Origin of the sequence: Zunongwangia sp. HGR-M22 (assembly GCF_027594425.1) — a bacterium.
Lineage (GTDB): Bacteria > Bacteroidota > Bacteroidia > Flavobacteriales > Flavobacteriaceae > Zunongwangia.
On the sequence record NZ_CP115159.1, the window covers coordinates 490,769 to 504,267 of the forward strand.

The following is a 13,499-nucleotide window of genomic DNA, read 5'->3' on the forward strand; positions in this document are numbered from 1 at the left end:
TTTTAGTAGTTTAACAAATTATTAGAGACATTGCCGATGAATGGCACAGTTTTTAATGTATTTTGGAAAGAATATAATGAAGAAATCTATGCGATATATGAGAAGGAATTTAAAAATCCTGGTATTAGCGGTTTTAATGGCAGCAACTTCATGCAGCTTTACCACTAAAAAGTTTGATGATCCTAACAAAGACAAACTTTTAATTGATCTTATTACCTATGTTCTTAGTCAGGGACATTATGATGCAAAAGAAATTAATGATGATTTTTCAGCAAAAGTTTACAATCACTATATCGAGAGTTTAGATCCTTCAAAACGTTTCTTTTATAAAAAGGATATTGAAGAATTTGAAAAATATAAGATGTTGATTGATGATGAAATTAATAATAAAGAACTTAATTTTTTCGATTTAACCTATTCCAAGCTTGTAAAGCGTAACGAAGAAGCTAAGAATCTTTATAAAGAAATCCTTGCAGAACCTTTCGATTTTAGTAAAGAAGAAGATTTTGTAGCCAATGGAGACGATCTTAATTATGTAACTTCTAAGAAAGAATTGAAGGAACGTTGGAGAAAACAACTTAAATTTTCAACCCTTATTACATTTTACGATTTAAAGCAGGACGAAAAAAATAAAAAAGAAGATGATGCAGATTATAAAGTAAAAAGTGATGAGGAATTAGAGAAAAAAGCACGTGAAACTACAGAGAATAGTTTATCTGAATATTTTGATCTAACCGACGACTTAGAAAGAAATGATTATTTCTCTGTTTTTATAAATGCTGTTGTAGAGGAATTTGACCCTCATACCTATTATTTCGCACCAAGAGATAAAGATCGTTTTGATGTTGCAATGTCTGGTAAAATAGAAGGGATTGGCGCCAGATTACAAAAGAAAAATGACAATATTACTATCATGGATGTGATCTCAGGTGGTCCCGCATGGAAGAGTGACGAATTAGCTACCGGAGATGTTATCCTAAAAGTAAAACAAGAAGATGAAGACGAGCCGGTAAATATTGTAGGCATGCGTTTAGACGATGCAGTAGATTTAATCAAAGGACCAAAAGGATCTGAGGTTACTCTTACTGTGCGTAAAAAATTGCTAGGAAATATAGAGCAGGTTAAGCTTACCAGAGATATTGTTGAGATCGAAGAAACTTATGCAAAATCTGCAATGGTAGAAAAAGAAGGCAAGCAATATGGTTTAATTAATCTGCCTAAATTCTATTTTGATATGGAAGATTATGATAGCCGTAATGCAGCTTCAGATATGCGTAAAGATATCGAGGCACTTAAAGAGCAAGGCATGGAAGGTCTTGTCGTGGATCTTCGTAATAACGGCGGTGGATCTTTAAAAACCGTAGTAGATATTGCAGGTTTATTTATCGAAAAAGGGCCGATTGTACAAGTGCAATCTAATGGAGAGCGCAAAGAAGTTCTTAATGATGAAGATTCTGAAATTGTTTGGGATGGTCCTCTTGTGATTTTGGTTAATGAATTGTCTGCTTCCGCTTCAGAAATTTTAGCGGCTGCAATGCAAGACTACAAAAGAGCTGTGATTATAGGAAGTAAACAAACCTATGGTAAAGGTACAGTTCAGAATGTGGTAGATTTAAATCGATGGTTAAGAAATAGTGACTATGGAGACATGGGTGCGTTGAAAATAACTACTCAGAAGTTTTACAGAGTAAACGGTGGTTCTACTCAGTTAGAAGGCGTAAAGAGTGACGTTGTAGTTCCAGATCGTTATAGCTATGTGGATGTAGGTGAAAAAGATCAAGATAATCCATTACCATGGGATAAAATTGATCCCGCAGATTACGACATTTGGGATGGTTATGTTGGATACGAAGAAGCGATCGAAAATAGTAAGAAGCGTATGGAGCAAAGTGAGCAAATAAAGCTTATAGAGCAAAATGCAAAATGGATTAAAGATCAAAGCGAAGATGATACCTATTCTTTAAACTTCGATCAATATGCAGCAAATGCTGATGAAACTAAAGAAGTTGCAAAGCAATACGACGCTTTAAAAAATTATAAAACAGATCTTTCTTTCGTTTCGCTACCTTACGAAAAGCAAATGTTTGAAGCAGATTCTACGCTTCAGGAAAAAAGAGATAGATGGCATAAGGATTTGAGCCGAGATGTTTATGTTGAAGAAGCAATAAATGTACTTTCTGATATTAAGACGAATAACATTAAACATAAAGTAGCAGATTCAGATAAAATCAAGGATTAATAGCTAATAAATGTAATTTCAAAAAACGCCCAAAGTTCTCTAACTTTGGGCGTTTTTAATTTTGATAAAAATGAAACGAAAAATTATATATCCTTTTTTGATTTTAGTTGTTGCTGCAGTGCTTTTAGTGGTCGAGCGGTGTACGATGTAATTTGAAGTGATTGATTCTCTTCAGCGGTTTTATTTTAGATTTTCGGGAAAGATTCTTCAAGTTTTTCTTCGGAAGAAAGATCGAGAGGAATTAAAATTAGTGAATTTTCCTTCTAATTTTGGCTAATTTCAATCTGTTTGAAATCCTTAATCAACTTTTTTGATACGTCAGACTTCTTTCTATTGCATGCTGAATTTTGCGGATTTTCGTAGCGCTATTATTCAAACTTTGAACATTCGCTTGGTATGTTCTTATTTCCCTTAAATTAGGAAAGCTAAGTTTTTTGCTGGTGAAGGATTTCGTGCAAATTAGGTTCGGGTAATTTAGAATAAGTATAATAAGTTGTACAATATTCGTTTTACGGACTTCGAATCCTATCTTTTCGGCTGTTCGTTGATTAAGAATATAAGTTGAGCCAATTATTTCTAAGCTCAAATTTTCCCTATTCGAATCTACAATATGTAGTAAACCTTTTAAATATTCTGAAAGGATTAGATTCTTCCGCTGTTTTGCCGAGCTATCTTTATCGAGAGTGAAATAATAATCGAATAAAGTCCCTCCATGAATAGTGATCTGATCATTCTTTTCTTTTTCTGAAATAAGAAATAACGACTCATATTTCAATTTACCAGTTTTTATCATTGAAGGCATATCGAAAAAAGGTGCTAATACAGAGCAAAGAATCCAGAGAACGAAAACGCTTAAAAAATAGATGCTGAAATAGATTGAAATAAAAATTACCGGAATTAATATAGCGATACAACAGAAAATCAATTTTATTATAAAACTTGTTTTCTGTTTAGATGAAAGCTGATAATATCGATTTTCTAAATGCAATTCCTATTTAATGTTATTCTTGAAATTTGAAGTGTTTAAAATACTTTTCAGTAGTTATATAAAAGGTTCAAAATAAGTATTCAGTATTAAAAAGAAAGACGATCTGAATCAAGCCTTATAAAAATAAATACGAGAATTGTAAAACCCCATAATCCCGATCCACCATAACTGAAGAAAGGCAATGGAATACCAACAGTAGGGAATATCCCTATAACCATGCCTATATTTACCATAAAGTGGAGGAATATTATTCCTACCACGCTATAACCGTAGATTCTATTAAATTGCGATTTTTGGCGTTCTGCTAAAAAAATTAGGCGAAGCATAAGGCAAACAAATAAAAATACGACTGCAGCACTTCCAATAAATCCCCATTCTTCACCAACAGTACTAAAGATATAATCGGTGTGTTGTTCTGGTACAAAATGGCCTTTCGTTTGCGTTCCTTCGGTCCAGCCTTTACCGGTCCAGCCGCCACTACCAATGGCAATTTCACTTTGGTTGGTATTATAACCAATACCACGGCTATCTACTTCTTTACCTAATACAATATTAAAACGATCGCGGTGTCGTTGTTCAAAAACGTTATTAAATATATAATTTACCGAAAATGAAAGTCCGATTGAAGCAATCACCATAAATAGCAATAGCGGGATTCCAGGTCGTTTCTTTTTCTTCAGAAGAAAACTTAATGCAGCTAAAACAATCACCGCAGCAGTAACCCAAATTGGCCCAAGTAATAATGTGCCCACAAATATGAAAACTCCAGATAAAGCCAGTACTAAATATAATGCTGAAATCCCTTCTCTATACAAAGGAAAAAAGAATGCAGCATACACCATGGCACTGCCTGGGTCTGGTTGTGGTACGATTAAAATTGCTGGTAAAGCAACAATTATAAATGCTTTAAATTGATGAGAAAAGAGCTTAATATTAGTTTGTATATCACTAACATATTTAGCCAATGCCAAAGCTGTAGCAATTTTTGCAAATTCTGAAGGTTGGAGTCTAAATGATCCAATAGCATACCACGATGTGGCTCCAGAAATTGTCTTACCAAAAACAAAAAGTCCAGCTAGTAGAACAAGAGCGGAGATATAAATAACACTTGAGAATCGCTGATAGAACTTAGCCTCTATCGCCAGAATAATTACAATTAGAAAAATACTTAGACCTATCCATAAAGCCTGTTTACCGTAAACTTCGTTAAGATCAAAGTAACTGCCAGAAGGATCCGATCCTAATGAAGCCGAATAAATATTGGCCCATCCAAAACAAATTAGTAAAAAATATATTAAAATCGTTAGCCAATCATAGCCAGCCGTTTTTCTTGCCATCATTGATTAAGAAAGGTTCTCCGCTATAGGGTTTTTCATACTCATCTTCTAAACTATTCTTAGGATCCATAATAAACTTTTCTAAATCTGTTCTTGTTATGGTTCCTTTTAAATATTTTTCAATCATTAAACTGGCGATTTTCCCGCCATATCTACCACCCCAATAACCATTCTCTACAAAAACGGCGATGGCAATTTTAGGATCGTCTACCGGGGCAAAAGCTACAAAAATTGAATGATCTGTAAGCTGCATTCTTTTTCCATCTACTCTTACAAAATTTTCAGCAGTTCCTGTTTTACCGGCAATTTCGATTCCATCAATCTGCAACGCACTTGCAGTACCGTTTTTATAAACCTGATGCATGCCTTCCACCACTGGTTCAAAATTTTCGGGATCGATTGTGGTATGGTGTTTTTTGGTGAAATTTTCATCTGTAATCGCTTTGCCATCAATCTCTTTGATCATGTGCGGAGTATAATACCACCCTCGATTAGCAATAGTTGCTGTCATGTTTGCTAATTGTATTGGTGTTAATAAAACTTCTCCTTGGCCAATCGCATTCGATAAGGTAGCGGTAGCAAACCATTTATAGTTTGGGTAGTCGTATATTTTATTATAGTATTCTGAAGTTGGAATTTTCCCGGGTCTACCGGTACTTAAATCGTTACCCATATAATCGCCAAGTCCAAAGCTGGCTACGTGATTATGCCAGGCATCCATACCTTCTTGCGGAGTAGGATATTTTTCTATGATTTTTCTATAAACTTGTGCAAAGTAAGAATTACAGGATTGTGCAATTCCCTGCGTCATCGCTAAGGGACTTGAGTGGGAATGGCATCCCATTTTTCTACCTCGGCCATAAGAATATCCATGATGGCAGGAAAATGTATCATCGGTATCTACAACGCCTTCCTGTAATGCTATTAATGCATTCATTGTCTTAAAAGGAGATCCGGGAGGGTATTGCGCAAGTATGCTGCGATCGTAAAGCGGTCTGGCCGTAGAATCTAACCACATCTTACTGAAATTTGGAGATCTTTTACGTCCAACAAGATCTGAAGGGTCGTAAGTAGGTGCCGTTATCATGGATAGAATTTCTCCAGAAGAAGGCTCAATTGCTATAATTCCGCCACGCTTATTGGTCATTAGATATTCACCATAGGCCTGTAAATCGGAATCTACAGAAATGGTAATATCTTTACCACGTTCTGGTAAGGTATCATAAATTCCATCCTTGTAGGGACCAATATCTCTATTCAGTTTATCCTTTTGAATATATTTTACACCTTTTACACCTCTAAGGGTGTCTTCATAAACGCTTTCTACTCCTTTACGTCCAATCAAATCACCACTGGTATAATAGGGATTGTTTTTTATAGTATTTGGGCTTACTTCAGCAATAAACCCCAGCACGTTGGCGCTATGATCTACATGATAATCTCTAAGTGATCGTTTCTGAATATAAAAACCTTCATAATTACGCATTTTTTCCTGTAGAAATGCATACTCACTTTTTGTAAGTTGAGGTACTATTACAGAAGGTAAAAAAGGAGAATATATTTTTGCTTTATCTAATCTTCTTTCCAGTTCCTTTCGTTCTAAACTTACAATATTGCAAAGCTCGGTAGTATCAAAAGCTTTTAGGTTTCTAGGGATAACCATTACATCGTATGAGGGTTGGTTTGAAACCATTAATTTGCCATCGCGATCATAGATATAACCACGTTGCGGATAATCGTAAACTACTTTTACGGCATTATTATTAGACCGCACAGCAAAGCTGTCGTCTACAACCTGAAGGTAAAACAATCTTCCTAGAAAGATTAAGCCTGTGGTAAGGATAATAATATATAAAAGAATTCTTCTCATCGATATTTTTTACTGAAAAGCGCAATACTCAATAAAATAACAAGTACAGTAAATATACTTGAAAATAACGTCTTTTTAAGTATAAGAATTATATGGCTGAAACTAAACATTTCCAAAGAAAATAATACTAAATGATGAATTACAACCATTAAAGCCACATAACTTATTCTAGCTCCCAGTGGAGTAGAGGATAAGCGAAGGGTTTGGTGATCGTAGCTTATCCCAAAAGAAAATCGAAGTAAATTAGGTCTTAAAAAAGCCGAAATTAAACAAGCAGCTGCATGTATTCCGCCACTGTCTTCAAATGTATCTACCGATAAGCCCAGTAAAAAAGCCAGAAATAAAAATAAACTTTGATTAGAGTTAAAAGGATAAAGCAGTAAAAATAAGATATAAAGATAGGGATTCACGTATCCCATAAAATTTATGTTGTTAAGTACTAGTACCTGTAGCAATACCAGACCTATAAAACGTAAGATATTAGAAATTAAACTGCTATTCATCCCCATCCACTTCTAAAGAAAGAATCTTTTCTTTGTTTTTATTTTCAATTACATAGACATAACCAATATTTGTCATGTCGTTGAATAACTTCACGTTTATAGTGTAATAGCTTTCGGTATTATCCAACTTAAAGTCCTCTATCGTTCCAACCAAAAGACCTTTGGGGAAAATTAAACTTTTGCCACCGGTAATGATAGTATCCCCTTTAGCTACTGGAGCTTGCTTAGGCACGTCGGTAAGTTGCATAAGATTTGGATTTTTGCCATCCCAAACTAAGCTTCCAAAATGGTTAGATTTTTTTAATTGTGCATTTATTTTAGACTGCGAATTGAGAATAGAAATAGCTCGAGAATAGCTAGAATTTGTTCGATCTATAATCCCAATTATTCCTTTGCTGGTTACCACTCCATTTTCTGCAGCAATACTATCATTTTCTCCTTTATTAAGAGTAATGTAGTTATCTCTTTTTGAAAAATTATTGTTTATAACATCAGCACTTCTAAATATATAATCTGAAGTAAAAGTGGTGTCTGTGTAATTGGGAATAGTATCTTTTCCGCTTAGTTGTCTTATAATATTGCGAAGATTTTTATTCTCCTCTATCAAACGTTGATTGTATTTGTCCAAATAAAAGTAATCCTGGATATTATTATTCCAGGAATAAATCCCACCGGTAACTGAATTGGCCGAACTTATAAATTTACTTTTATGAAACGAATGAGTTTGTATCGTTAGGAAAATAGAAAACGCGAGCAATACCAAGAACAAAATGTTATTCTTGTTCCGAATCAGAAAATTGAATATTTGCTGCATAAGCTACTGCTTCTCCTACTTTATCAATATTCCTTTATACCTGTTAAGTGTTTTTAATGTAATCCCGGTTCCTCTCACCACAGCTCTCAAAGGATCTTCAGCAATATAAACCGGAAGATCTGTTTTAGTAGACAGACGCTTATCTAAACCTCTAAGCATAGATCCTCCACCGGCAAGATATATACCGGTATTATAAATATCTGCCGCAAGTTCTGGCGGAGTTTGTGATAAGGTTTCCATAACCGCGTCTTCAATTCTAAGGATTGATTTATCTAAAGCTTTAGCAATTTCTCTATACGAAATATTTACCTGCTTTGGCTTACCTGTTAGCAAATCACGCCCTTGTACACTCATTTCATCTGGTGGAACTTCTAAATCTTCAGTAGCAGCACCAATCTGAATTTTAATTTTTTCCGCGGTACGTTCACCAACATAAAGGTTATGCTGAGTACGCATATAATATACGATGTCGTTGGTAAAAACATCCCCGGCGATTTTAATTGATTTATCACAAACAATTCCGCCAAGCGCGATCACTGCGATCTCTGTTGTACCCCCACCTATATCTACGATCATGTTCCCTTTTGGCTGCATGATGTCTACACCAATACCAATAGCAGCAGCCATAGGTTCATGAATAAGGTAAACTTCTTTACCGTTTACACGTTCGGCACTTTCTTTTACCGCTCGCATCTCAACTTCTGTTATACCAGATGGGATACAGATCACCATTCTTAAAGCTGGCGTGAACATTTTACGTTTAAGTGCCGGGATTTCTTTAATAAACATGGTGAGCATTTTCTCACTTGCATCAAAATCGGCGATTACACCATCTTTTAATGGGCGTATCGTTTTGATATTCTCATGTGTTTTTCCCTGCATCATCGCCGCTTCTTTTCCCACAGCCGTAATCTTTCCAGACGTACGGTCTCTGGCTACAATCGAAGGACTATCTACCACCACCTTATCATTGTGAATGATAAGGGTGTTGGCAGTTCCTAAATCTATCGCTATTTCTTCAATGAGAAAATCAAAAAATCCCATATGTTGTTTTATGTATTGGTAAAATGTATTCTATTAATGTTTAAAATGGCGGGTCCCTGTCATTACCATTGCAATATCATTATCATTACAATAATCGATACTTAACTGATCTTTGATAGAACCACCAGGCTGAATTACTGCTGAAATTCCTGAATTTCCTGCAATTTCTACACAATCAGGAAATGGGAAAAAAGCATCACTAGCCATTACCGCTCCTTTAAGATCAAATTTGAAAGAACCTGCTTTCTCGATACTTTGTCTTAATGCATCTACACGAGACGTTTGCCCGGTTCCGCTTGCACAAAGTTGTTTATTTTTAGCTAGAACAATAGAATTGGATTTTGTATGCTTACAAATTTTTGAAGCAAATAAAAGATCCTCAATTTCCTGTTCTGTTGGCTTATTAGTTGTCGCGTAAGATAAATCGTCTAAAACATCTGTTTTATTGTCTTTATCCTGAACTAAAACTCCATTTAAACAAGTACGAACTTGATTTTTTGGAAGTTCAGTTTCCTTTTGTATTAAAATAATTCTGTTTTTCTTTGCTTTTAAAGTTGCTAAAGCCTCTTCAGAAAAAGAAGGAGCGATAACTACTTCGCAAAATAAAGAATGAATTTCTTCCGCAGTAGCTTTATCAATTTCAGTATTAGCAATTAAAATTCCGCCGAAAGCTGAAACTGGATCACCAGCTAAAGCATCTACATAAGCTTGCTTTATCGTATCACGTTGTGCAAGACCACAAGCATTATTATGTTTTAAAATGGCAAATGTTGGCGCTTCTCCTTTAAATTCATTCATAAGAACTACAGCAGCATCAACATCCAAAAGGTTGTTGTAAGATAGTTCTTTTCCGTGGAGCTTATCAAACATTGCATCAAAATCTCCAAAAAATGTTCCTTTTTGATGTGGATTCTCTCCATATCGTAACGATTTTCCTTGCTGAATGCTTTGTTTAAAAGCAGGAATTTCTTCTGAAGTATTAAAATAGTTGAAAATAGCAGTGTCGTAATGCGAAGAAATATTGAACGATCTAGCCGCAAAATTTTTACGTTGCGCTAAACTTGTCTCTCCATTTCCTTCATTCAAAATGTCCAAAAATTCAGCATAATCGTTTACAGAAGAAACACAAAGTACATCTTTAAAGTTTTTTGCAGCAGCACGAATAAGTGAAATCCCGCCTATATCGATTTTTTCGATAATATCTTCTTCGGAAGCTCCTGAAGCTACTGTTTTTTCAAAAGGATAAAGATCCACAATTACAATATCAATTTGTGGAATTTCGTATTGAGCAATTTCTTTAACATCACTTTCGTTATCCTGGCGATTTAAAATTCCACCAAAAACTTTAGGGTGTAAAGTTTTAACACGTCCACCTAAAATTGAAGGGTAAGAAGTTACATCCTCTACAGGAACAACTTCTACACCTAAATCTTTAATAAATTTTTCTGTTCCGCCGGTAGAATAAATCGTGATTCCCAGTTCGTTAAGCTTTTTAACGATGGGAGCCAAACCATCTTTATTAAATACAGATATTAATGCAGATTTGGCTTGTTTCAAATTGCTCATTTTGTTGTGTTTGTTAAAGAGGCAAAAGTAAGTATTTAAGGTAAAAATTTAAAGGTGTTTTTGCTTATTTCTAAATAAATTTTGTAACGAATATTTAAGCCGTGCGTCATATAAATAATTCAGTCTAAAAAAGCAGCCGTTTTATTATGCTTATATTTCTAAGAGTGCTTGGTGAGAGCTTTAATTTTGCAATTAATGCGCTTAAAAATAACCTTTTACGTACTTTTCTTTCGCTACTTGGCGTTACGATAGGTATTTTTTCCATAATTGGAGTACTTGCGGCTGTAGATTCTTTAAAGAATGAAATCTCGGGATCATTAAATAGTTTGGATAATAGTACTACTATTGTGATGCGTTTTAATTTTGGTCCTACCGATATCCCACGTTGGAAGTGGCAACAATTTCCAGATGTTACTTACGACGAATATCAGTTTTTAAAACGTAATCTTCCCGAAGCAAAAGCGGTCACGTTTACTCAAAATGTTCCTGCTGAAACAATAAAATATAAGGACGCCAGCAGTCTTGGCGTAGACGTGGTATCGGCAGGGAGCGAGATTTATGATATCGAGGCCATTAATATTGAAGAAGGTCGTTTTTTTAACGAATCCGAAGCTGCCAGTGGCTCACCTGTGATCGTAATGGGAAGTGAAATTGCTGAAAATCTCTTTGGAAGTATAGATCCAATAGGGAAACAAGTACGAATGTACGGTAGAAAATTCACGGTAATCGGCTTGCTGAAAAAAGAAGGTGCCTCCATGTTTGGCGGTAGCAAAGACAGCCAGGTGTATGTGCCAGTTAATGTTACTCGAAGAATTTATGGAGAAAATAACAGGAACATTTTTCCTCAAATATTACTAAAACCTGAATCTGATGTCGATAATGCCGAATTCCTTGCAATATTAGAACAGCGTCTAAGAACTTTCCGCGGAATAAAACCCGGCGAGGTAAGTACCTTTTTTGTTAATCAGTTAAAAGGATTTACAGATATGATCGATAATATTACAGGAACTTTAAATTTAATCGGACTCGTAATTAGTGGATTTTCATTACTAGTTGGTGGTTTTGGGATTGCCAATATAATGTTTGTGAGTGTTAAGGAACGAACCAATCTTATCGGAATACAGAAATCACTTGGCGCGAAAAATAAATTTATTCTTTTTCAGTTCCTTTTTGAGGCTATTATTTTAGCAATAATTGGTGGAGCCGCCGGATTATTCTTTGTCTGGGTTACAACAATTATTGTCTCTAATTTTACCGGCGATTTTGAATTTATTCTTTCCTTCGGAAATATAGTTTTGGGAACTACTGTTTCAGCAATAATAGGTTTAGTCTCTGGGATAATTCCTGCAATTTCAGCATCACGATTAGATCCTGTTGAAGCTATTAGAACAGGAATGTAGCTTTTAGAGAATAGATTCTAGAGTTTAGACATCAATTTAAAGAATTATTTTTTTCTGAGGATGAAAAGAGAAAACCTCACAGTCCAGATAAATATCAGGATCGTGAGGTTTTCTCTTTTAAATCTATTTTTTACTGCCTGCTATCAAAACTGTTACTGCTTACTGAACTATTCCAGTATCTCGGCAACTTTTTCGTTTACAAATTCTAAGAATAATTCGTCTTCTTTAGAGAATGGATCTGGAGTATGAGAATCGATATCGATCTGTCCAATATTTTCTCCGTTTAAAAACAATGGCACTACAATTTCAGCTTTAACGTGAATGCTACAAGCAATATAATTGTTTTGAGCTTTAACATCGGGAACCACAAAATTCGCATTCGATACGGCAACTTGTCCACAGATACCTTTTCCAAAAGGAATGATATCGTGATCTGTTGGTTCACCGGCAAACGAACGAAGTTTTAATTCTTCTTTATCGCCATTTTTAAAATAAAATCCAACCCAATCGTAATAAGGGATTGTTTCCATCAATAATTCGCAAACCTGAGTTAATCGATTATCTACTGATATCTCTTTCGTATTCAGAATTTTTTCAACTTGTGGTCTTAATTTATCAAATGGCATAAGCTGTAATTTTTTGGCAAAAGTATTTAAAATCTAAGTTCTGTTACAGCCTTTTGTCTAAATTTGTTGAAACTCATTACAATTGCTTCAGCTTTTTAGAAAATATAGTCTGGTTATTCGGTTTGTAGCCGTCTTTTTAGGAAGTTATTTTTTGCTTTCGGTACTATATAATTCGTATTTAATCTTTTCTGAAAGTCAAACTACATATTTTCCAGACATAATAACCAACCTTGTTAGTCGCCAAAGCGCTGCACTAATAGAGTTTTTGGGTTATGCCGTAAAAATGGAGCCACATACTAAAGAGCCTGCCATGAAAGTATTTGTTGAAGGAAACTTTCTTGTTCGTGTGGTAGAAGGTTGCAATAGTATAAGTGTGATTATCCTTTTTATTTCTTTTATCCTTTCTTTTTTCGCCAAAATGCGAACGACCATTTTGTATATTTTGGCGGGAAGTGTGCTTATCTATACGATGAATTTAATTCGGATTGCACTACTAACTATCGGAATTTACGAGTATCCCGAATATGCATCATTTTTACATGAGATCGTTTTTCCGTTAATTATTTACGGCACTGTTATTCTATTATGGATAGTTTGGGTAAAAGTGTACGCTAATATAGAAAAGAATGAAGACCAGGTATAGGCTTTTTTTGATAGGGATTTTAGTCGTTTTACTGGCAAGTATTCGATTCTTTGAGGCAAAGATTTTCTATGATCCTTTACTATTTTTCTTTAAATATTCTGATTATTTGAGAAATGATATTCCAGATTTTGAGCCTGGTTTATTACTTCTGAATACGATTTTAAGATATGTAATAAACAGCCTTATTTCACTCGGGATAATTGCAATAGCCTTTGTAGATCGCAATATTATAAAGTTTTCGGCCGTGTTATTTTTGTTGCTGTTGGGCATCGTAGGGAGTGTTTTTACGTACCTTATATTTACTATTGAAAATGAACATTTTCTTGCTTTGTTTTACGTGCGGCGATTTTTAATTCATCCGATATTCATTTTGGTGCTTCTCCCGGCTTTTTATTACTACCGAATAAATAAGCGAAGTAGAAAAATTTAAATTGAAAGGATTTCCCTAAATCTTGAAATTTTACAACTC

General features: G+C 34.7%; 11 protein-coding genes. 4 read left to right on the plus strand and 7 right to left on the minus strand.

From position 1 onward, the window contains the following. The first annotated feature begins 97 nt into the window (after window positions 1-97). On the plus strand, window positions 98-2,239 hold the full coding sequence (locus PBT91_RS02110; RefSeq protein ID WP_443089641.1) for a carboxy terminal-processing peptidase: 2,142 nt from the start codon (window positions 98-100) through the stop codon (window positions 2,237-2,239). A gap of 1,074 nt (window positions 2,240-3,313) precedes the next feature. Here PBT91_RS02110 and rodA read toward each other — a convergent pair. Genes rodA through purH form a run of 6 tightly spaced genes read right to left on the minus strand, consistent with a single transcriptional unit; the run spans window position 3,314 to window position 10,361 of the window. After that, the gene (rodA, locus tag PBT91_RS02115) at window positions 3,314-4,564 is read right to left on the minus strand and encodes a rod shape-determining protein RodA (RefSeq protein WP_270061411.1); all 1,251 of its coding nucleotides are present in this window, start codon (window positions 4,562-4,564) and stop codon (window positions 3,314-3,316) included. Further along, the gene (gene mrdA, locus PBT91_RS02120) at window positions 4,539-6,434 is read right to left on the minus strand and encodes a penicillin-binding protein 2 (RefSeq protein ID WP_270060165.1); all 1,896 of its coding nucleotides are present in this window, start codon (window positions 6,432-6,434) and stop codon (window positions 4,539-4,541) included. Before mrdA ends, rodA begins: the two co-directional genes overlap by 26 nt. Further along, window positions 6,431-6,937: a rod shape-determining protein MreD gene (gene mreD / locus PBT91_RS02125; RefSeq protein ID WP_270060166.1), complete on the minus strand. Its 507-nt coding sequence runs from the start codon at window positions 6,935-6,937 to the stop codon at window positions 6,431-6,433. The genes mrdA and mreD overlap by 4 nt, the downstream gene beginning before the upstream one ends. After that, entirely contained in the window at window positions 6,930-7,751 is an 822-nt protein-coding gene (gene mreC / locus PBT91_RS02130) for a rod shape-determining protein MreC (protein ID WP_270060167.1), read from the minus strand. Before mreC ends, mreD begins: the two co-directional genes overlap by 8 nt. A gap of 15 nt (window positions 7,752-7,766) precedes the next feature. Beyond that, window positions 7,767-8,795 carry a rod shape-determining protein gene (locus PBT91_RS02135; RefSeq protein ID WP_013070169.1) on the minus strand — a complete coding sequence of 343 codons (1,029 nt, stop codon included), beginning with the start codon at window positions 8,793-8,795 and terminating at the stop codon, window positions 7,767-7,769. A 33-nt stretch (window positions 8,796-8,828) separates the two neighbouring features. Continuing rightward, complete coding sequence (purH, locus tag PBT91_RS02140; RefSeq protein WP_270060168.1) at window positions 8,829-10,361, minus strand: bifunctional phosphoribosylaminoimidazolecarboxamide formyltransferase/IMP cyclohydrolase; 1,533 nt, start codon at window positions 10,359-10,361, stop codon at window positions 8,829-8,831. 146 nt (window positions 10,362-10,507) lie between these two features. On the opposite strand from purH, the gene PBT91_RS02145 reads away from it, so the two are divergent. After that, window positions 10,508-11,761: an ABC transporter permease gene (locus tag PBT91_RS02145; RefSeq protein ID WP_270060169.1), complete on the plus strand. Its 1,254-nt coding sequence runs from the start codon at window positions 10,508-10,510 to the stop codon at window positions 11,759-11,761. 167 nt (window positions 11,762-11,928) lie between these two features. Here PBT91_RS02145 and PBT91_RS02150 read toward each other — a convergent pair whose 3' ends face one another. After that, window positions 11,929-12,387, minus strand: coding sequence for a GAF domain-containing protein (locus PBT91_RS02150; protein ID WP_270060170.1), 459 nt, complete (start codon window positions 12,385-12,387; stop codon window positions 11,929-11,931). An 82-nt stretch (window positions 12,388-12,469) separates the two neighbouring features. Between PBT91_RS02150 and xrtF the strand changes: the two genes are divergently transcribed. Further along, window positions 12,470-13,030 carry an exosortase family protein XrtF gene (xrtF, locus tag PBT91_RS02155; RefSeq protein WP_270060171.1) on the plus strand — a complete coding sequence of 187 codons (561 nt, stop codon included), beginning with the start codon at window positions 12,470-12,472 and terminating at the stop codon, window positions 13,028-13,030. Continuing rightward, a complete protein-coding gene (locus tag PBT91_RS02160; RefSeq protein WP_270060172.1) occupies window positions 13,014-13,460 on the plus strand; it encodes an exosortase F system-associated membrane protein in 447 nt (148 codons plus the stop codon). Before xrtF ends, PBT91_RS02160 begins: the two co-directional genes overlap by 17 nt. The last annotated feature ends 39 nt before the right edge of the window (window positions 13,461-13,499 follow it).